The sequence below is a fragment of the Deltaproteobacteria bacterium IMCC39524 genome, from assembly GCA_029667085.1.
Lineage (GTDB): Bacteria > Desulfobacterota > Desulfuromonadia > Desulfuromonadales > BM103 > M0040.
In genome coordinates this window covers 18,616-38,800 of sequence record JARUHJ010000004.1, presented here as the reverse complement: position 1 = coordinate 38,800, position 20,185 = coordinate 18,616, and the positions used below count along the sequence as shown (strand labels likewise).

General features: G+C 51.7%; 17 protein-coding genes. 12 read left to right on the top strand and 5 right to left on the bottom strand.

The window, feature by feature from the left end; translation table 11 throughout:
* The first annotated feature begins 17 nt into the window (after positions 1-17).
* From P9J64_10640 to P9J64_10625, 4 genes are all read left to right on the top strand, one after another.
* Positions 18-992, top strand: coding sequence for an ABC transporter permease (locus tag P9J64_10640; GenBank protein ID MDG5468773.1), 975 nt, complete (start codon positions 18-20; stop codon positions 990-992).
* Complete coding sequence (locus P9J64_10635) at positions 993-1,910, top strand: ABC transporter permease (GenBank protein MDG5468772.1); 918 nt, start codon at positions 993-995, stop codon at positions 1,908-1,910.
* A 4-nt stretch (positions 1,911-1,914) separates the two neighbouring features.
* Positions 1,915-2,907 carry an ABC transporter ATP-binding protein gene (locus P9J64_10630; protein ID MDG5468771.1) on the top strand — a complete coding sequence of 331 codons (993 nt, stop codon included), beginning with the start codon at positions 1,915-1,917 and terminating at the stop codon, positions 2,905-2,907.
* 77 nt (positions 2,908-2,984) lie between these two features.
* Positions 2,985-3,995 (top strand): ATP-binding cassette domain-containing protein, encoded by a 1,011-nt coding sequence (locus P9J64_10625; protein MDG5468770.1) that lies wholly within the window; start codon positions 2,985-2,987, stop codon positions 3,993-3,995.
* A gap of 75 nt (positions 3,996-4,070) precedes the next feature.
* On the opposite strand, the gene P9J64_10620 is transcribed toward P9J64_10625, so the two are convergent.
* The 3 genes from P9J64_10620 to malQ form a co-directional block, all read right to left on the bottom strand.
* The gene (locus tag P9J64_10620) at positions 4,071-4,661 is read right to left on the bottom strand and encodes a YceI family protein (protein MDG5468769.1); all 591 of its coding nucleotides are present in this window, start codon (positions 4,659-4,661) and stop codon (positions 4,071-4,073) included.
* 357 nt (positions 4,662-5,018) lie between these two features.
* The gene (locus P9J64_10615; protein ID MDG5468768.1) at positions 5,019-5,792 is read right to left on the bottom strand and encodes a nucleotide-binding protein; all 774 of its coding nucleotides are present in this window, start codon (positions 5,790-5,792) and stop codon (positions 5,019-5,021) included.
* A gap of 113 nt (positions 5,793-5,905) precedes the next feature.
* Entirely contained in the window at positions 5,906-7,396 is a 1,491-nt protein-coding gene (malQ, locus tag P9J64_10610) for a 4-alpha-glucanotransferase (GenBank protein MDG5468767.1), read from the bottom strand.
* 221 nt (positions 7,397-7,617) lie between these two features.
* On the opposite strand from malQ, the gene P9J64_10605 reads away from it, so the two are divergent.
* The 3 genes from P9J64_10605 (at position 7,618) to asnS (ending at position 12,776) form a co-directional block, all read left to right on the top strand.
* Positions 7,618-9,504, top strand: coding sequence for an ATP-binding protein (locus tag P9J64_10605; GenBank protein MDG5468766.1), 1,887 nt, complete (start codon positions 7,618-7,620; stop codon positions 9,502-9,504).
* A gap of 116 nt (positions 9,505-9,620) precedes the next feature.
* Positions 9,621-11,207 carry a peptide chain release factor 3 gene (locus tag P9J64_10600; GenBank protein ID MDG5468765.1) on the top strand — a complete coding sequence of 529 codons (1,587 nt, stop codon included), beginning with the start codon at positions 9,621-9,623 and terminating at the stop codon, positions 11,205-11,207.
* Positions 11,208-11,372: 165 nt separating this feature from the next.
* Positions 11,373-12,776, top strand: a complete 1,404-nt coding sequence (gene asnS, locus P9J64_10595) for an asparagine--tRNA ligase (protein MDG5468764.1) — start codon at positions 11,373-11,375, stop codon at positions 12,774-12,776.
* A 16-nt stretch (positions 12,777-12,792) separates the two neighbouring features.
* Here the strand turns inward: asnS and P9J64_10590 are convergent, their stop codons facing one another.
* Entirely contained in the window at positions 12,793-13,704 is a 912-nt protein-coding gene (locus P9J64_10590; GenBank protein MDG5468763.1) for a DMT family transporter, read from the bottom strand.
* A 164-nt stretch (positions 13,705-13,868) separates the two neighbouring features.
* Here P9J64_10590 and proC point away from each other — a divergent pair, with 164 nt between their 5' ends.
* From proC to pyrC, 3 genes are all read left to right on the top strand, one after another.
* Complete coding sequence (proC, locus tag P9J64_10585; protein MDG5468762.1) at positions 13,869-14,693, top strand: pyrroline-5-carboxylate reductase; 825 nt, start codon at positions 13,869-13,871, stop codon at positions 14,691-14,693.
* A 253-nt stretch (positions 14,694-14,946) separates the two neighbouring features.
* Positions 14,947-15,645 (top strand): tetratricopeptide repeat protein, encoded by a 699-nt coding sequence (locus tag P9J64_10580; GenBank protein MDG5468761.1) that lies wholly within the window; start codon positions 14,947-14,949, stop codon positions 15,643-15,645.
* A 23-nt stretch (positions 15,646-15,668) separates the two neighbouring features.
* The gene (gene pyrC / locus P9J64_10575; GenBank protein MDG5468760.1) at positions 15,669-16,709 is read left to right on the top strand and encodes a dihydroorotase; all 1,041 of its coding nucleotides are present in this window, start codon (positions 15,669-15,671) and stop codon (positions 16,707-16,709) included.
* Between the two features lie 121 nt (positions 16,710-16,830).
* Here pyrC and P9J64_10570 read toward each other — a convergent pair whose 3' ends face one another.
* Positions 16,831-17,763, bottom strand: a complete 933-nt coding sequence (locus tag P9J64_10570; protein MDG5468759.1) for an AEC family transporter — start codon at positions 17,761-17,763, stop codon at positions 16,831-16,833.
* A gap of 191 nt (positions 17,764-17,954) precedes the next feature.
* Between P9J64_10570 and P9J64_10565 the strand changes: the two genes are divergently transcribed.
* Both P9J64_10565 and P9J64_10560 read left to right on the top strand, forming a co-directional pair.
* A complete protein-coding gene (locus tag P9J64_10565) occupies positions 17,955-19,592 on the top strand; it encodes a fatty acid--CoA ligase (GenBank protein ID MDG5468758.1) in 1,638 nt (545 codons plus the stop codon).
* Between the two features lie 144 nt (positions 19,593-19,736).
* The gene (locus P9J64_10560; protein ID MDG5468757.1) at positions 19,737-20,111 is read left to right on the top strand and encodes a rhodanese-related (seleno)protein; all 375 of its coding nucleotides are present in this window, start codon (positions 19,737-19,739) and stop codon (positions 20,109-20,111) included.
* Positions 20,112-20,185: the final 74 nt, after the last annotated feature.

Sequence of the window (20,185 nt, the reverse complement as noted above, 5' to 3'; positions counted from 1 at the left end):
TGTTTTGGAGATAAAAGATGATAGCTTTCATGATCCGCCGTCTGTTCCAGGCACTGATCGTCATCTTCATTATCAGCGTCATCGGTTTTGCCATCAAGCAAAGTGTGGGTGACCCGGTGCGCGAACTGACCGGGATTTCAGTTTCCGAAGAAGAACGCGATGAGTTCAGAGAGAAGCTGGGTCTCAACGACCCTTGGTATGTTCAGTATGGGCGTTTTTTCGGTGACGCTATTCAGGGAGACCTGGGTACCTCCTTCTTCTACAAGCGACCGGCTACCGAGGTTATCCTGGAGAAGGCGCCTGCGACGCTCGAGTTGGTATTGGTCAGCAGTCTGATTATTCTGTTTTTTTCCGTTCCGCTGGGGGTGTTCTCGGCGATCAAGCCGGACAGCCTGTTCTCGCGTGCCCTGATGGGAAGCAGCATTGTCGGGGTTTCGATTCCGGTCTTTCTGACCGCGATTATGATGGTCTATTTGTTCTCCATCAAGCTCGGCTGGCTCCCATCATACGGACGCGGAGAGTTGGTCATGCTTGGGGGCTGGGGGACCGGCTTGCTGACTGTGGATGGCTGGCTGCATATCCTGATGCCGAGCATCGCTCTAAGCTCGATTATGCTGCCGCTCTTTATACGTCTGATTCGATCGGAGATGATGGAGGTTCTTGAGTCAGAGTACATCAAGTACGCGTGGGCCAAGGGGTTGTCTCACCGGCGGGTCTGGTTCATCCATGCCTTCAAAAACACTCTTCTGCCGGTGATTACCGTTGGTGGAGTGCAGCTTGGTGTCACTATCGCCTTCACTATTCTGACCGAAACGGTTTTTCAATGGCAGGGACTCGGCTTCATGTTCATGGAGGCGGTTGAGCGCTCCGATGCGCCCTTGTTGGTCGCTTATCTGATGTTTGTCGGCATCGTCATGGTCGGGGTCAACACCATTGTTGATCTGATCTATGGGTTGGTCAATCCAACCATCCGCATCGCGGGGGTGAAATAGATGAATCGCCTCGACAAGTTTCGAGAAAGCTTCCTCTGGTACAGCTTCAAGCGCGATAAGGTCGCGATCGCCAGTCTGATAGTGTTGCTGGTCCTGGCTCTGACTGCAATCTTCGCCCCGCTGATTGCACCTTACAATCCCTACGATCCGGAAATGATCGATATTATGAATTCCGAGATTCCGCCGGCCTGGGAGGAAGAAGGGGTTGCAGAGTTCCTGCTCGGGACCGATTCCCAGGGTCGCGATATGCTTTCGACCATGATTTACGGAATGCGCATTTCTATCATCATCGGCCTTGGCGCTGTCGCTCTTCAGGCCATCCTGGGGGTTCTGATAGGGCTCTTTGCCGGGTATCATGGTGGCCGACTGGATGCTTTCTTCATGCGTGCCGCAGATGTCCAGCTCTCCTTCTCTTACCTGATGGTTGCTATCTTCATGAGTGCAATCCTCCAGGCCGTGGTCGGGGTCGCAAAGTTTGGCGAGATCGCTATTCCTTTCCTGGTCCTGGTGATCGGACTTTCGCAATGGCCGCAATATGCTCGAACCGTTCGGGCCTCGGTTCTGGCTGAGAGAAAAAAGGAGTATGTGGAAGCAGCCAGGGTGGCCGGGTTTACTTCGTCACGGATTATCCTCGATCAGATTTTCCCCAACACACTGTCGCCGATCCTGGTGCTCTCAACGATCCAGGTTGCAAACGCAGTCATGAGCGAAGCAGCTCTTTCCTTTTTGGGTCTCGGGATGCCGATCGATCGGCCGTCACTCGGTTCTTTGATTAACTCTGGGTTTGAACTTATCTTTAGCGGTGCTTGGTGGATTACTGCTCTGCCTGGCCTGTTGCTGGTGATTCTGGTGCTATCGATCAATATGCTCGGAGACTTCCTGCGCGATGTCTTCAATCCGAAGCTATATAAGGGTTAACAGTATGACGAGTTTGTTGGAAGTCAAAGACCTGGTTATCAAGTTTGCCCTGCGTAGCGGTGAGGTGACAGCCACCAATGGTGTCAGTTTCACCTTGGAAAAGGGGGAGCGGCTTGGGTTGGTTGGTGAGTCGGGAGCCGGCAAGTCGGTGACCGGTTTCTCGATCATCAACCTGATTAGCAAACCGGGCTACATCGCTTCCGGTGAGGTTAATTTTCTTGGTGAGAATCTCGCCAGGGTCAGCGATGAGCGGATTCGCAGTATCCGCGGCAACCGGATCAGCATGATATTTCAGGACCCGATGATGACCCTCAACCCGGTGCTGACGATCGGGACCCAGATGACTGAGACCTTACACCAGCACAACCCAAAGATGAATAAAGATGAAGCACGCAACATAGCCCTCGACAAACTGCGTAAGGTTCATATCCCTTCACCGGAAAAGCGACTTGACCAATACCCGCACGAGTTTTCCGGTGGCATGCGGCAGCGGATCATCATTGCCATCGCCCTGCTGACCGATCCTGAACTGATTATCGCCGATGAACCGACGACTGCGCTCGACGTGACGATTCAGGCAGAAATCATGGACTTGCTCATGGAGCTCTGTGAAACCGACGATATGGGCTTGATCCTTATAACCCATGACCTGGCGGTGGTTGCTCAGGTGACTCAGAATATTGCCGTGATGTACGCCGGGAGCGTGGTCGAGAAAGGCCCAACGGAACAGGTTGTCGCCGATCCACAGCATCCTTACACGCAAGGCTTGATTGCCGCTCTGCCGCAGAGCAGTGGTCACGGCGAACGCCTCAACCAGATTCCCGGCATGATGCCGACGCTTAAGAACATCCCTCCCGGTTGTTCTTTTAACCCGCGCTGTCCGCATGTGATGGAAGTATGCAGGCAACAGAGCCCGGGCTTAAGGCCGGGCAAAAATGGCAACCTGGCGGCCTGTCATCTGTATCCAGAGGAATCAGTCAATCCTTCTGCGGTGTAACTCTTGGGTGGCAGTCTTCCAGAATTTTTTGAAGTTTGCGTAAACTATGAACAATCGTTTAACGGAGTCGTAACACCATGACTGATGCCCTGCTTTCAGTTAAAAATCTTTATAAACACTTTGATATCTCCGGCGGCTTGCTTGACCAGATCACCTTTAGCGCCGGCAGGTTGCATAGACAACGGACTCTTGTCAAAGCGGTCAATAATATCAGCTTCGATCTGCAAGCCGGGGAGACATTTAGTGTGGTTGGTGAATCCGGGTGCGGTAAGTCGACTTTGGGGCGCACGATTATGGGCCTTTACCCTCCGAACGCCGGTGAGATCCATTATTCAGGCAATCGTATCGACAATCTCGACCACAAGAGGCTGTTGCCGTACCGCAAAAAAATGCAAATGGTGTTTCAGGATCCCTACGCTTCATTGAATCCACGCAAAACTATTCGTCAGGCTTTGGAAGCTCCGTTACGTTATCATTATCCGAGTTTAAATAACTCTGAAGTCAAGGACCGGATTGACGAAGTGATGATTCAGGTCGGTAGCGATCCCCAGTGGATCAGCCGTATGCCGCATGAGTTTTCCGGCGGTCAACGACAGCGGATTTCCATTGCCCGCGCCCTGGTCGTTGACCCGGATTTTATTGTTGCCGATGAGCCGATCTCCGCCCTCGATGTTTCGATTCAGGCACAAATCCTCAACTTGATGATGGATTTGCAGCAGCAGCGCAATCTCGCCTACCTGTTTGTTGCGCATGATTTATCGGTCGTTGAACATCTCAGTGACCGGGTTGGAGTTATGTACCTGGGCAGTATGTGTGAACTCTCTGAAACCGGCATCCTTTTCGAGAATCCACGGCATCCTTACACCCAGGCACTGATGAGTGCGATTCCGAAATTGGAAGGCGGGCCGAGTAAACATATTCGTCTCAAGGGAGAGGTCCCGACTCCAATCAACTTGCCTAGTGGTTGTGTTTTTCATGGACGCTGCCCCCATGCCAATGCACGTTGTACAGCAGAAAATCCTCAGCTTTTAAGCCTTGAAGATGGTCGGCAGGTTGCCTGTCACGGCGTGGAGGAAGGTCGTTTTTGAATTGTCGCGGGGGATTGGGGTATGGTGATGATAGGGGCAGGGGCGACAGGTTTGTCTCTGTCGCCCCTGTTTTTGTTATTCTTTGATTAATTCCACTTCGAGACTGATCCGAACCTCTTCACCAACGACAACGCCTCCGGCTTCGAGGGCTTTGTTCCAGGTGAGCCCAAAATCCTTCCTGTTGATTGTCGCCGATGCTGAAGCTCCACGTCGAGTATTACCCCAGGGATCGGTTATCGTCGGGCTAAACTCCTCGACATCAAGTGTCACCGTACGGGTTTCTCCATGCAGAGTCAGTTCTCCGTTGATTTGGGTCGGTATCCCGTTGGTAACGACAATGTCTTTGGATACGAAAGACATCACCGGGTAGGTGGCGACGTCGAAGAAGTCAGGACTGCGAAGATGGTCGTCACGCTTCTTATTTCTGGTGTCGACGGATGCCGTGGCAATCTCAACATTGACGCTTGATTTGCCAGGCTCCGCTTCGTCATAGACAACAGACCCCTTCACGTCGGTAAAGGTTCCCTTGACCCAGGAGATCATCAGGTGCTTGATCTTGAATTCTACGGCCGTGTGGGCAGGGTCAATTTTCCAGTTCTCGGCGAAAGATAAGTGGGGGATGAGTAATATTAAGACGATAAGAAATAATCTTTTAACGGTAAACATGATCAGAAACCCTCCAAGAGGTCGTGTTGAGTGAAATTACTATTTTTAGAATTATTACACTATAGGTAAGCTATTGGCAAGCTGAACGCCATCATGGGCTAACCCTGTTGCCGAGTAGGCTTTGCTGAAAATGGATGGCCTTGTTGCTCGCTATAAGGATGAGCTGGCAAAAATTCTTGAACAACAGAGACGCAGAGAACAGAGAGAAAAGAAAAAGAGGTGTTGATTCTCTCTGTGCCCTCTGTGGCACGAGAAAACAGAAGTGAACGGGTGGTGGGTCAGTTGTTACAGGAAAAGGACAATAAAAAAGGCCTCTGGGAGAACCCAGAGGCCTTCGATACGTCTAGTCGCTTTTGCTTATTCGACTGTCACTTCAGCATCTTCGATGATGACATCGTATGCGTAGCCGTAGCCAAAATCCTTGTCGATGACGACAACGCCGCTTACGGTCACGGTGTCGCCCATCTTGGCTGACGCGCTGGTGGTGACGGTCAGATCGCTGGTACCCTCTGCACCTGTGCCATCCTGAAGATGGATCCAGTTCTTGCCCATGATCTCGGGGGTAAACTTGACAACTTTGCCGCGTACAGAGACCGTCTTACCCGCAAGCTCAGCCTTCTTGGTGAACATATCTTCGACAGTGACGCCACCTTCCGCAACAGTAATCCCAGAGAGGTCAACAGTTGTTTCTTCAACAACAGTTTTGCCACCATCCATCGAAGGATGATCAGCGGGCATATCGCCGCTCATAGCCTGTGCGCCGCCAACCATAACGGATGGGACGAAGTAGACCATGTCGAAGGTGCGATCGAGGGTTTTGCTGTGGTAGTCAGGCATCGGCATGCCTTCAGGAACCACAACATCATCGCCAACCTGGACTGCAAATTGAGGTGCTGCAGCCCAGAACTGCTCTGCGCCGGTGTCAACCTGAACGTAGGTATAACCAGCGGCGTCCATGGTTTCAGTGACCTTGCCAGTTTTACCCGGAGCGGCTTCAGGTGCTGCTGCAGGAGCTGTTTGTGCAGAAGGTTTCGCTGCTTCTGTTGTAGGAGCAGGAGTGTCTTCACCGCAACCGGCGAGAAGGGTGAGTGAGAAAGCCGCGATGCAGAACAGAGTCATCATTTGTTTCACGAGTAAGGTCCTCCGATAGTTAAAAAGGTAATGTCCAGGCGATATGCCTGCGGGGTTAAAAGTTTCAAACACAATTTATATCTATATCACACCATTCAAGAGCTCAGCAAGCCCTACCGAACGATTGTGCGATGATATTTTTGTGTAAGGCAAAAAAGCTTTTCAGCGAGTTCCTCGGTTAGTACTTCAGGCTTCATCTGCCACTCCCAGTTTCCGGTTGCGCAACCAGGGGTATTGAAGCGTGATCCGCTGTCGAGACCAAGTATGTCCTGGCAGGGAATGATGCAGAGCTTGGCAACGCTGGACATGGCCAGGCGAATCAGCTCTTGCGGCATTTTCGGCCTGTTTAATTGGAGGTAGTCCCGAACCTGATCTTTCTGCTCACTTGAGAGCCCTCGCCACCAACCCAGCGTTGTGTTGTTATCATGGGTCCCAGTGTAGACCACGCTGTTGGCGACATGATTCTCTGGCAGGTAGGGATTGTCCGGCCCGGAATCAAAAGCAAACTGCAGGATTTTCATGCCGGGCAAGCCGAAGTCGTCACGGAGTTTTTCTACCGCCGGCGTTATGATGCCAAGGTCCTCGGCAATGATCGGCAAGTCATGACTGTGTGAGAAGAGTTTTTTAAAGAGTTCACGTCCCGGGACTTCCTCCCAGTGGCCGTTGACGGCGGTTGTCTCCGTTGCAGGGATCGACCAGCACGCCTGGAAACCACGAAAGTGATCGACCCTGACCAGGTCACTGCACTTCAGTTGGTGTTCGAAGCGTCTTTGCCACCAGTGAAACTCGTCATCACCAAGACGGTCCCAACGGTACAGAGGGTTGCCCCAGCGTTGGCCGGTTTTACTGAAATAGTCCGGTGGAACGCCAGCCACCGCTAACGCCCGACCTTTGTCGTCCAACTGGAACAGGTGCTGATTGGCCCAGACATCGGCTGAGTCGTAAGCCACAAAGATAGGAATATCACCAAAAATCCTAATGCCTTTGCCGTTGGCATAATCTTTCAGCGCTGTCCATTGCTCGGCAAAAACGAATTGCTGATACTTGTGTAACAGGCACCTTTGGGAAAGCTTTGTCCGATATGCCTCCAAGGTCTGTTGCTGCCGGGTGCGCAGGTCCTCTGGCCATTCAAACCATGCCTGCCCGGAGAATTTCTCCCGTAAGGCCATAAAGAGGCTGAAGTCATCGAGCCAGTCTGATTGCTCTATACAGAAAGTCTCGAAAGCTTCTCTTCGGGGGCCTTCGCAAGCTTTGAAAAAAACCTTGCCGGCTTCCAGAAGCAGGTCGTTTTTGACGTCATGTACCTGAGCAAAGTCCAATACCATGCTTTTTTTGGTGGCCTGGTCAAGGTGTGAGCACTCAAGCTCTCCGCTGTCAACCAGTTGTTGAAGGTCAATCAGGGCAGGATTTCCAGCAAAAGCAGAGAGAGCATTATAGGGAGAGTGGCCGTATCCGGTTGGCCCCAGGGGCAAGATCTGCCAGACACTCTGGCCTGCCTTGGTGAGAAAATCGATAAAAAGACGAGCCTCTTTTCCGAGGTCGCCAATTTTGAAAGGGCCCGAAAGGGCCGTTGGGTGCAGTAGAATCCCACTTGACCTTTGCATAAGATTATTTCTCCTGTGAGCGAATTATGCCACAGGTGATCGTTTGAACAAGGATGATTTTTTTGCAAAGTCACGTTTGGCAATAACGGTTTTCTGCCAAAAAGTTTATAGCTATTGGCTGTTTAAAAGAATTAATGTATATTCCTAATCGCTTGCTAATTTTTATCTGGCGCGCTGTTATCCTCCGTAATTGACATGATCCATGACTAACTGGGCCCCGCATGCTGCGCATCAAGCTTCTTCGCAATCTACTCTTTCTTTCTCTGGCAATTACGATTCTCTTGCCGGGCTACGAATATTTTGTTCTCCATCCCTCCTACAAAAATCTGTTAATCGAAGAAACGGAGAATGAAGCTGTACGCTACGCCAGTTACATGGTGAGAACACTCGGGCTTGAGAACCAATCTCTGATCAAAGACCGACTCCCAGAAGCTCTGGCTGAAAGCTTGCAGCCGGTCAAAAGAGATAAACAATTGCTCAAACTGCGTATTTTTTCGGCCCTTGGGGAAATTATTTTTTCTACAGAAGCTGATGAGATAGGCACCTTAAATGACAGAGCTTACTTTCGTGAGATTGTTGCCAAAGGGCAGGTCTACTCGAAAGTTGTTCAGAAGGATCGGAAGACTGCAGACGGTGTAACAACCAAGATAGATATTGTTGAAACCTATGTCCCCTTTATGGCGAACGATTCTTTTGGCGGTGCGATAGAGGTTTACTACGATGTAACCGACAGTATCGACAAGGTTCAGGCCATCTCTTTTCAGTCCATTCTTACGGCAGCGTTGCTGTCTTTGGTATTCATGGTTGCTATCTGCATCGCTCTTAAGCGGGCTTACCTGAGTTTTCAGGAGAGAGATGCTGCAGAGGAGTCCCTGAAGGTTGCCAATGAAGTCCTTGAGGAAAGGGTTAAGGAACGGACAGGAGAGCTCTCGGCTGCCAACGAGCAACTGATTGAGCAAATTGCCGAGCGGACCCAAGCGCAAATAGCTCTGGCGGGTGCAATGGAGGACCTCAAGGTCGATCGCGAGAAACTCAATGGTATCCTGAGCTCGGTTCCTGATGGTGTCGTCCTGACGGACAAGGCCTTGAATGTTTTGCATATGAACGCGACCGCAGAACGGATTCTCGACACACCACTTGAAAAAATCTTGGGACAGTCGATCAGCCAGATCAATAGCGAAGTCGATTTCCGCAAGAAAGTTGCACAGAAGCTCAATATCACTCATGGCCCACGTTCTTTTGACCTTGAATTGTCGAGGGAGAATTCAAGCTACTCAGAGATATACCAGGTCCGAGTGTCTCAGATGGTGTCTGATGAAGAAGGGTCTCAAGGCGTCATTCTGCTCTTGCGTGATGTCACCAGAGAGCGTGAAGTTGAAAGAATGAAGAGCGCATTTCTCGGCATGGCCACCCATGAATTGAATACCCCGCTGACAACAATTATCGGCTATAGCGAACTGCTTACGTCGCCAGAAACAGCAGACAAGTTCAGTGCTGAACAGAAGAAGGACTGTCTGTTGCTGATCCACGACAAGGCTCTGTCCTTGGGAGGGCTGGTCGATGATCTCCTTGATGTAAGCCGAGTGGAGTCTGGTCGTCCTCTCACCCTGGATTATCAGGAGTTCGACTTTGCCAGTATGATTCGTGAAGTTGTGGACAGCTACGATGGCGAAGAGGTCTTGCATGAATTTGTGGTCACTCTGGTGGGGGAGACTTCGCCAATCATTGCCGACCGGTTGCGTTTAAAGCAGGTTGTCGATCATCTGATCAGCAATGCTGTTAAATATGCTCCTGAGGGGGGACGTGTCAGTGTGGAGTTGAACCTGAACGACAATAAGTACGAACTCAACGTAGAAGACGAGGGGATAGGCATGGACGAAGGCCAACTCGTTCACGTCTTCGATCGTTTCTATCGCGCGGATTCTTCCGATACCGCGGTGCAGGGTGTCGGCCTGGGAATGAGTATTGTGCGTAATATCGTCCTGGCTCACCATGGTGATATCCAGATTGAAAGCCAACTCGGCAGGGGGACAAGGGTCATGGTCTCTCTGCCAAAGTCACCGCCAGGAGGACAGCTTGAAAGTCCCTTGCCTTTTTCAGCTTCTTAACACGGCCTTTCCTGATTGACCGTTTTTCAGACATGCGTTACGATTACCCCTAGTGAAACGGGCTTTATGCCCGTTTTTTCTGTCAATAGCTGCGACACACTATAGAAGAGGCACAGTTGAGCACCCATTTTTTAAAAGAGATCGAAAAACGCAGGACCTTCGGAATTATAAGCCATCCCGATGCCGGTAAAACCACCCTGACCGAAAAGCTGCTGTTGTTTGGCGGCGCTATCCAGATGGCCGGAGCCATCAAGGCTCGTAAGGCGGGTCGTCATGCCACCAGCGACTGGATGAAGGTAGAGCAGGAGCGTGGCATCTCGGTGACCACCTCGGTTATGAAGTTCGGCCATCGCGAGTGTGAGATTAACCTGCTCGATACCCCGGGACACCAAGACTTCTCTGAAGACACCTATCGGGTTTTGACCGCTGTAGACAGCGCCTTGATGGTTATCGACAGTGCCAAGGGCGTTGAGGCCCAGACGGAGAAGTTGATGGCTGTCTGCCGGATGCGCAATACGCCGGTGCTGACATTCATTAACAAGATGGACCGTGAAGGACAGTATCCACTCGACCTGCTTTCTGATGTTGAGGAGAAACTGCAGATAGAATGCGCACCTATGTCATGGCCAATCGGTATGGGTAAGCGGTTCAAGGGCGTTTACAATCTCTACCGTAAAGAGCTGCGTCTCTTTCGTCCGGGCGAAAAAAAACTTACCGAGGATGTTCGTGTCATTACAGACATCAATGATAGCCAACTTGATGAATTGCTCGGTAGCGCGGCCGATGAATTGCGGGAAGACATTGAGCTCCTCGAAGGCGCGGCCAACCCCTTTGATCTGAACGAATATCTCAAGGGGAACCAGACTCCAGTGTTTTTCGGTAGTGCGATCAATAACTTTGGTGTTGAAGAATTGCTCGATGCTCTGGTTGATATTGCCCCGGCCCCCGGTCCACGGCAAGCCCAGAGCCGCGAAGTTGCGCCGGAAGAGGAAGACTTCTCAGGTTTCGTCTTTAAGGTCCAGGCGAACATGGACCCGGCTCATCGCGATCGCATCGCCTTTTTGCGCATCTGTTCAGGGCGTTTTCAGCGCGGTATGAAAGTTCGTCATCATCGTATCGGCAAGGACGTCAACCTCTCCAAGGCGATCATCTTCATGGCCCAGGACCGGGCCAACGTCGAAGAAGCTTACCCCGGGGACATTATTGGTTTGCACAACCATGGCACGATTAAGGTTGGTGACACCTTCACTGACAAGGAAGTCCTCAAATTTACCGGAATTCCGAGTTTCGCTGCGGAACATTTCCGGCGGGTGAGGCTGAAGTCCCCTCTTAAGGCGAAGCAACTTGAAAAGGGTTTGAAGCAGCTCTCGGAAGAGGGCGCTGTGCAGGTGTTCAGACCTTTGATCAACAATGATTATATTGTTGGTGCCGTTGGTGTTTTGCAGTTTGATGTGACCATGGAGCGTCTGAAAACAGAGTATGGCGTTGACGCCATCTACGAGAGCGTGGATTTTGCCACGGCACGTTGGGTGGGGAGTGCTGACCCCAAAAAGATGGCTGAGTTTGAGAAGAAGAGCCAGGCGAACCTGGCTTTTGATGCGGAGGGTAATTTAAGTTACCTTGCCCCGAGTGAGTGGCGTCTCGGCTACGTTATGGAACAGTGGCCGGACATCGAGTTTTCTAAGACGAGGGAGCACGACTAGGTATTCAAATTTGAAAACAAAAACACCTGATGATAGATATTTTCTCTGCTGCAACGGGGATTGGTTGACAAGCCAATCCCCGTTGTTTATTTGTAAAGACTGCTATTCTGAAAAGTTTTGTATGAAAAATAACTTCTATCTCTAAGCAATGATATTGAGGTGTTTATGAAAAAAACAGATTGGCGTCAGAGCCGTTGCCGTGTGAAAGCTTTGCTTCAGGCTGAAGGGTCTCATGGGGAAGTCTTTGTCCAGGGTTGGCTGCGTACAGTTCGTTCCAGCAAGGGCGTCGCTTTCCTGGCGTTGAATGATGGCTCTTGCCTGGATAGCTTGCAGATTGTTGTCGGCAGTGATTCAAAGGCCTTTGAGGTTGCCAGTCGTTTAGGGACCGGTTCCTGTGTCGGTGTCCGCGGCCAGATGGTGGCGTCGCCAGGGGCGGGTCAAAGTTGGGAAGTCCAGGGTGATGAGATCCTTGTTTATGGAGACGTCGATGAGAGCTTCCCCTTGCAGAAAAAACGTCATGGCTTCGAGTTCTTGCGCACGATCGCCCATCTGCGGCCCAGAACCAACGCCTACGGTGCTGTTTTTCGTGTCCGCAGTCGTATCAGCCATGCTGTGCACACGTTCTTTCAGGAACGGGGTTTCGTGCATGTGCATACGCCGATCATCACCTCCAACGATTGTGAGGGGGCTGGAGAAATGTTCCGTGTGACGACGCTTGATCCGGAAAATCCACCGATGGCTGACACGCGCATCGCCTGGCACGATGATTTTTTTGGCACAAAGACCGGCCTGACTGTCAGCGGTCAGTTGCAAGCCGAGCTCTTTGCCACGGCTTTTACCGATGTCTATACCTTTGGGCCCACCTTCCGGGCCGAAAACTCCAATACCAGTCGTCATGCTTCTGAGTTCTGGATGATTGAACCCGAAATTGCTTTTGCTGATCTGGCTGACAACTGCCAGCTTGCTGAAGATTTTTTCCGCTTCATGGTGGCCTATGCGCTGGAACATTGCCGTGAAGATCTTGAGTTCTTCAACCAGTTTATCGATAAAGGTTTGATCGAGCGTTTGGAGAGGGTTGTCGGAACGGATTTTCAGACCATGACCTACACGGAAGCTGTCGAACGCCTGCAGCAGAGCGGGCAGGCCTTCGAGTTCCCCGTGGAGTGGGGGTGTGACCTCCAGTCAGAGCATGAGCGTTACCTGACAGAGAAAATCGTCGATGGGCCGCTTTTTGTGACCGACTACCCGAAAGGGATCAAGGCCTTCTACATGCGGAATAATGACGATGGTCGCACTGTTGCCGCCATGGATCTGCTGGTGCCGAAAGTCGGTGAGATCATCGGTGGCAGTCAGCGCGAAGAGCGTCTGGATGTCCTGGAACAGAAGATGAAGGACTTCGACATCCACCCGGAGAGCCTCGACTGGTATCTCGACACCCGTCGCTGGGGCAGCTGCCCCCATGCTGGTTTCGGTCTCGGCTTTGAACGTTTTCTGATGTATATCACGGGCATGGAGAATGTCCGCGATGTGATTCCGTTTCCACGCACGCCGGGGAACGCCAGGTTCTGACCCCGCTTGCTTGGTTCTAACCCTCGACTTTTTCGGCAACTCCGTGCTGGCGTGTTGCCCATAGCGACATAAAAGTATGCACTGCCAGGGTGGAGATGATCAATGCCCCGGCAACCAGGGTTGTCGCTTGCGGCACCTCGTTGAGCGCGAGCCAGACCCAGATCGGACCCAGGATTGTCTCGGTCAGTAAAATAAGGCTGACTTCCGGTGCCGGCAGATAACGTGGCCCCACGGTGATCAGGGTAAAAGAGACGGGCAGAACAATCCCGCCGAGAACGATCAGGTAGGTCATGTCGGTTGGCGATACAGAGAGGGGTTGTGCGCCGGCTAAAAGAGTGATTGGAACGACCATCAGGTTGCCGAGAAGATTCGCTGGAACCATGTTGACGGCTTTCCCTTTGCGCAGAACAACCAGGTTGCTTGCCCACATAAGGGTTGCTCCCAGTGCCAGTAAATCGCCAAACAGCAAGCCGCTTCGCAGGCTTCCAGAAAATATCAGCAAGATTCCCCCGAAACAGATCGTAATCGCAAGCCAGGTGCGACGAGCGATTCTGTCACGTAGAAAGAGCCAGCTGAGGAGGCTGCTGAACAGGGGGGTGGCTGCAAGTATAATCAGAGCATTTGCCGCTGCCGTGTGTCTGAGCGCATTGACAAAGAAGAAGGATCCTGTGGTTACGATCCCCGCGGAGAAGAGTCCTATACGCCCTATGTTGCGGAAACTTTGCACGAACTGTCGCCGATAGAGCACCGCGAGGAAGAGAGCTTGCATACTGCCCGTTAGCAGACAACGCCAGAAAAGCAGGGTCCAGACATCACAGTGGATCAATCTCACCAGAAGAGCGTCCGGGCTGAGGATCACGACTGCGGTAAAAGTGATCAGCAGCCCTTTTATGTGAGAAGAACGATCCATAGCGGTGATAAGTCGCATAGAAGAGGGAGAAAGGCAACTGCTTTCGATTTGACACGATTTCGGTCCTAATGTAGAAATGTCTTATTGTTTGATCCGGAATTCTTAGTCTCTACGATAAGTTATAAGATTGTGACGTGAAGTCAGTCAGATCCATTTTCACACTACGGAAAAGGAAATAAAAGGTGCCATTAACAACAGTAGGTAAAATAGGTTTCATCGGTGGCGGCAATATGGCCGAAGCCTTTATCAAGGGTTTGATGAATGGCGGCTTTCCGGCTACCGATATCCTCTTTTTTGAGCCGAATGAAAAGCGTCGCGAATTAATGATTGAGCGTTACGGGGTCTCGTGCGCTGTTGACAATATGGAGCTGGTCAACAAGAGCGACATTGTTGTTGTTGCCACCAAACCGCAAATTCTGGACAAGGTCCTGGAAGACATTGTTACCGTCTTTAATGATGAAAAACTTCTGATCTCCATCCTGGCGGGTATAACGACAACAACCTTCGAGGAGGGCCTCGGCGGTCAGGCCCGCGTGGTTCGAGCCATGCCGAATACGCCGGCTCTGGCCGGGCAGGGTGCTGCTGCTCTTTGTCCCGGTAAGAATGTAACCGAAGAAGATCGTCGTGTTGCCCAGCATCTGTTTGAAACCGTTGGTATCGCGCTCTGGGTGGAAGAAGGACAGATGGACGCGGTGACCGGGCTCTCTGGTTCCGGCCCCGCCTTTGTTTACACCTTTATTGAAGCTTTGACGGCAGGGGGCGTGCAGGAAGGTTTACGACTCGACATTGCTCATTCTTTGGCAGTACAGACCGTCGTTGGAGCGGCTCACCTGGTGAAAGCGACTGGCGAACACCCGGCGTTGTTACGCGAAAAGGTCTGTAGCCCGGCTGGAACCACGATTAGCGCCATCCGTGTTCTCGAAGAGCGGGGCTTGCGCGCAATGATGATGGAAGCCGTGGGAGCCGCAACGACACGGTCCAGGGAACTTGGCAAAGAAAAAAAATAACAGTTACTTTTTTGCCGCGAGAGGTCGATCAATTGATCAAGCCAATTGTCTGAATTGTTGAAAGGCCACCTGCGTATCCAAGCGGTGGTCTTTCCTTGTTTTACGGGTCTATAACCCAGACAAAGGGAATAGGTCTTTACACCAAAACAGTCAAAGCTGAAATCAAAAGACCGACGCAAAGACGCCAAGAAAAGCCAGGAAAGGCCCAATAGGGTGACTCTTCCCGCTTTTTTAGGTTTGACCCGGAGATTTTATGAGGTTCTTGTCCCATTTCACTGTTCTCTTGCTCTTGCTTGCTGTTTTAGTCCCAGTTGCCTTTGGCGGCAACGTAGAAGACGGCTTGGCCGCTGCAGAGTCTGGCAATTTTAAAACGGCTCATAACCTCTGGCTTGTCGAGGCTGAAAAAGGAAATCCTGTAGCTCAAGGCTACCTGGGCATTCTCTATCTCAAAGGGCAGGGTGTCGCGAAAGATGAACAGCAAGCTTTAAAGTGGTTCCGTTCCGCAGCTGATGGGGGTGACGCAACTGCGCAGACAAATCTGGGTGCGCTCTATATTCAGGGCCAGTCTGTTGAGGTAGATTACGACAAAGCTGTCCATTGGTTTCGACTGGCGGGTAATCAGGGTGACCGGAATGCGCAAAGTTACCTGGGGGTCATGTATGCCAGGGGACAGGGCGTGCAACAAAGTGATGCCCAGGCGGCAAAATGGTTTCATATGGCCGCCAGGCGTGGTGACTCCAAGGCTCAGCTAAGCCTTGGCGTGATGTATGATGTAGGTCGCGGTGTTTCCCAGAATCCTGTGGTTGCCTGTGCCTGGTATTCTTTGGCGCTGGAAAATGGTGAGGCCACTGCCCAGAGGGCGCTGGAGACGACCAAAAAGAAGATGACAGAGGTCGAGATAGAGATTTCTGAGCAGATCGCCGAGCAACTCCGTATGGATATCGGGCGTTAAAGTGAAAGAAGTGTAAAACAGTGATGACAGAGATTACCATTCAAAAGCCTGATGACTGGCACCTGCACTTTCGGGATGGCGACATGCTGGCGGAAACGGTTCCTGCCACGGCTCGTTGCTTCCAACGCGCAATTGCAATGCCCAACCTGGTGCCACCAGTGGCGAATACCGAGATGGCTTTAGCCTACCATGAACGGATCAAAAAAGCTCTTCCCGCTGGCAGCAGTTTTAAACCTTTGATGACTCTGTATTTGACAAATGGCACTGGCGTGGATGATATTCGTCGAGCAAAAGCCGCAGGGATCGTTGCCGCCAAACTTTACCCGGCCGGGGGTACGACAAATTCAGATGCCGCTCCCAGTGACCTGGCAGCCATGACCCCGGTGTTTGAAGTGATGCAAGAGGTTGGGATGCCCCTGCTGGTCCACGGTGAGGTCACTGACGCGCACATTGATATATTTGATCGCGAAAAAGCATTTATAGATCGTCACTTACAAAAAATCGTGCAGGATTATCCCGGTTTGAAAGTGGTGTTGGAGCATATCACCACTGCGGAAGCCGTTCAGTTTGTGGACGAAGCCCCTGAAAATGTTGCAGCAACCATCACTCCCCAGCATTTGCTGCTAAATCGCAACGATATGCTGGTCGGAGGGATTCGTCCCCATAACTTCTGCCTGCCGGTCTTGAAACGCAACACCCATCAGGAAGCACTGCGAACTGCCGTGTCCTCTGGGTCCAGTCAATATTTCCTCGGCACAGATTCTGCTCCCCATGAGAAACATCGTAAAGAAAGTGCTTGCGGCTGTGCCGGATGCTACTCGGCCTGGAGTGCCCTCGAACTTTATACCCAGGTGTTTGAAGAGTTGAATGTGCTTGATAAGTTGGACGACTTTGCCTCGCGTCATGGTGCAGACTTTTACGGTCTGCCTCGTAACCAGGAAACCGTGACATTGGTCAAAGAGACCTGGACTGTGCCGGAAGAGATTGTCTTGCCGAACGGGAAACCGATTGTACCTTTTTTTGCCGGACAGGACGTTCAATGGAAAGTTAAAACCAACGCTTAGGTTCAATCCACTGTTTTCGCACTGCTCTTCTCAAGCTGTCCCTTTTGTCTGTTGTTTTGAATTCCCCCGATTCGAAGATTTAGGCCTTTTCTGCTTCTCTCTGTCGTCGATGACGTGAAGCTCAGAGATGTTGAATCAACATATAGAGCAATGGCAGACTGACAAACGCCAGGACGAGGCCAAGGCCAGCCAGAGCGACTGCAAGCTCAACACCCATGCCGGCAGCCGCGGCGAGGGCACTGGCTGTAACCATCGGCGGCATGCCCGCTTCGAAGATGGCAATGTCGGCAGCAAAACTTTCTATGCCGAAGAGACGGCAACCGAGCAGGGCGAACGCCGGTGCGACCAGAAGTTTGATGGCGAGGCCAGTGCCCAGTGGACCAAGCGTGGTTGGTCTCAGGCGTAGTGTCATTTGAAAACCGATGGCCGTCATAACGAGTGGTGTTAAGGTCCCGGATAGACTCTCCAGGATGTCTACCATGGCTTCCGGGTAGCTCATGTTGCGGAACAGTAGACCCGCCACCAGGGCCAGAGTGGGTGGAAAGAGCAGGGCCCGTCGCACCATGATCTTTGCGCCACTTTTCTCGCCACTGTAGTAAGCCAGAATCGCCGAGCCGTAGGTCGCGAAGATCAACATGGTGCCAATCTGGTCGTAAAGAATCAGGTGCGGAATGCCTGCTTCGCCGAAGAAGGCATTAACCATAGGCACACCCATGAAGGAGGTGTTGCCTAAGGGAACCACCAGCATCAGGACTCCGGTCGTGGGCCGTGACCAGTTGCATCGCTTTGCGAGAAGCAGGATGATTGCTGCGGAAATCAGCAGCATGCACCAGGGGACGATGGCCGCGACGACCGTCTCGCCGGTAAGGGAAAGACCGGGTGCTTTGAGCAGGATGACTGCCGGCAGAGACACGTAGAGCGCAAACATGTTGAGCGTTTGCGCTGTGTCATTCGGGAAGGCTTTGATTCTGCGGAACAGAATGCCCAGTGAAACAAAGAGCCCGATCAGGATAAAATTTGCCAAGAGCTGCTCCGTGGTGAATTCCAGTTGCATGAAAATAACTTAAATTGTGCGACATTGCCAGCCTGAAAGATCCACTCAAATGTAAGAAAATCATTGACATGATTCAGACGGAAGCAACGATTTCTCCTTGCCCTTTCTGGTGTTTGTGGGAAGAATGTAACACTTCTTTTTTTCGCCCCGTTGACCTCTATCCTTCTTCTCTTGGTTGCAAAGGAGTTTCCGTGAATGACCTGCTGATTGAAAGAACCTCTTCCGCTTATACCTATCCGTTGTTGATTAAAAACCTGCTTGCCTACCCGGTCGTCAATAATCCCGACCAGGAGATTGTCTACCGTGATCAATTGCGTTTTGATTATCGGACCTTGCGCGAACGGATCTGTCGCCTCGCCAATGCGCTGACGAAGTTGGGAGTTAAGCCGGGCGACACGGTGGCGGTTATGGATTGGGACAGTCATCGTTACCTTGAGTGCTTCTTCGCAGTACCGATGATCGGCGCCGTTCTGCATACCATCAACGTGCGCCTCTCCCCTGACCAGATCCTCTATACCATCGATCATGCCGAAGATGACGTGATCCTAGTGCATAGTGATTTTCTGCCGATTCTTGAAGCGATCAAGGGGCGGATCGATACCGTACATGACTATGTTTTGCTGACTGATGATCCGGTGACGCCTGAAACTCACGTGCCTCTTTGTGGCGAATACGAAGCTCTCCTTGCTGACGCCTCAACAGCTTTTGATTTCCCCGACCTTGACGAGCATACTCGCGCGACGACCTTCTACACCACCGGCACCACCGGTATGCCGAAAGGTGTTTATTTCAGCCACCGTCAGCTGGTGTTGCACACTCTCGGTGCGTTGGCGGCTATAGGGACCCCGAAGACCCAGGGACGATTGCATCAGCAGGATGTCTATATGCCGATTACGCCGATGTTCCACGTGCATGCCTGGGGGCTTCCGTATGTGGCGACGGCGCTCGGTGTCAAGCAGGTTTATCCGGGGCGTTACGCTCCGGAAATGTTGCTCAATCTGATCAAAGTAGAGGATGTTACCTTCTCTCACTGTGTCCCCACCATTTTGCATATACTCCTCAGTCACCCGGATGTAGCGTCTGTTGATTTGAGTCGCTGGAAGGTGATCATCGGGGGCGCAGCCATGCCGCAGTCTCTTTGCCTGGCCGCGCTTAAACTCGGTATTGATATCTTTACCGGCTATGGGATGTCAGAGACCTGTCCCGTTGTTGCTCTTGCGCATGTTCCGGAAGATCAGCTCGACAAACCGCTGGAAGAGCAGGTCAAGATTCGCTGTAAAACAGGTCGTGCGATACCTCTGGTCGGCATGCACATTGTCGATGAAGAGATGAACCCTGTGCCCGATGACGGTGAAAGCACCGGCGAGATCGTGCTGCGTGCACCCTGGTTGACTCAGGGTTATTTAAAAGACCATCATAATTCAGAGCAGCTCTGGCGCGGAGGCTTCCTGCATACCGGTGACGTCGCCAACAAGGATACTAACGGTTACTTCAAGATTACTGACCGGGCCAAGGATGTTATCAAGATTGCCGGCGAGTGGGTCTCCTCCCTTGAGCTTGAAGACCTGATCGCCCAGCATGCGACTGTCAGCGAAGTTGCTGTAATTGGTATGCCTGATGACAAATGGGGCGAGCGACCTCTGGCGTTGGTGGTTCGCGGTGAATCCGAGCCGAACGAGAAGGAGCTGGTCTCTTTTGTCAAAAGCTTCGTCGATTCGGGTCGCCTGACCCGACATGCCATGATGCTGAAAGTTCTGGTTGTCGATGAGATCGATAAGACCAGTGTCGGCAAAATTGACAAGAAGCTGTTACGCAAGAAGCATCTATAAAGCTTCTGAAAGCGCCCGCCGGAAAAAACAAAGGCAACTGCACTTGTCATCTATAAGCGAGAGCTGTTAAAGTTGGGGAAATGAATCAGATTGAAAGGGGTTATGACGATGCATAATAAGCGTTTTTTTATTTATCTGACACTAATGACCAGCGTATTTCTTTTTGCTGCCTGCTTCGCCGCGATGGCCGCCTCGGTTCCAAGAATGACTGTTGATGAGCTCAACGAGCATCTGGGCGAAGCGGACTATCTGGTTCTCGATGCTCGCTCCGGCGGCGACTGGGCGAACTCGGAAGTGAAAGTTTCCGGTGCCGAACGTGTCGACCCCAGAAGTGTTGACCAGTGGGTCGACAACTACGACAGGGAGAAGACGGTCGTTCTCTATTGCGCTTGAGGTAATGAACATACGAGTGCCAGTGTGGCACTGAAAATGATGGAAAAAGGCTTTACCAAGGTTTATGCCCTTAAAGGTGGTTGGCGCGAATGGCAGAACAGGCAGTTTCCCGTTGAGCCGAAATGAATCGGCCCGTCTGCAAAAGTTGATTAATGTAAGGGGCTTTCCATCGGGGAAGCCCCTTTTTACATCTTCAAGGA

Excerpts from the sequence above, each read along its gene's own strand:
- P9J64_10640 (MDG5468773.1), top strand. The coding sequence starts at position 18 with ATGATAGCTTTCATGATCCGCCGTCTGTTCCAGGCACTGATCGTCATC.
- P9J64_10635 (MDG5468772.1), top strand. The coding sequence starts at position 993 with ATGAATCGCCTCGACAAGTTTCGAGAAAGCTTCCTCTGGTACAGCTTC.
- P9J64_10630 (MDG5468771.1), top strand. The coding sequence starts at position 1,915 with ATGACGAGTTTGTTGGAAGTCAAAGACCTGGTTATCAAGTTTGCCCTG.
- P9J64_10625 (MDG5468770.1), top strand. The coding sequence starts at position 2,985 with ATGACTGATGCCCTGCTTTCAGTTAAAAATCTTTATAAACACTTTGAT.
- P9J64_10620 (MDG5468769.1), bottom strand. The coding sequence starts at position 4,661 with ATGTTTACCGTTAAAAGATTATTTCTTATCGTCTTAATATTACTCATC.
- malQ (MDG5468767.1), bottom strand. The coding sequence starts at position 7,396 with ATGCAAAGGTCAAGTGGGATTCTACTGCACCCAACGGCCCTTTCGGGC.
- P9J64_10605 (MDG5468766.1), top strand. The coding sequence starts at position 7,618 with ATGCTGCGCATCAAGCTTCTTCGCAATCTACTCTTTCTTTCTCTGGCA.
- asnS (MDG5468764.1), top strand. The coding sequence starts at position 11,373 with ATGAAAAAAACAGATTGGCGTCAGAGCCGTTGCCGTGTGAAAGCTTTG.
- P9J64_10590 (MDG5468763.1), bottom strand. The coding sequence starts at position 13,704 with ATGCGACTTATCACCGCTATGGATCGTTCTTCTCACATAAAAGGGCTG.
- P9J64_10580 (MDG5468761.1), top strand. The coding sequence starts at position 14,947 with ATGAGGTTCTTGTCCCATTTCACTGTTCTCTTGCTCTTGCTTGCTGTT.
- pyrC (MDG5468760.1), top strand. The coding sequence starts at position 15,669 with ATGACAGAGATTACCATTCAAAAGCCTGATGACTGGCACCTGCACTTT.
- P9J64_10570 (MDG5468759.1), bottom strand. The coding sequence starts at position 17,763 with ATGCAACTGGAATTCACCACGGAGCAGCTCTTGGCAAATTTTATCCTG.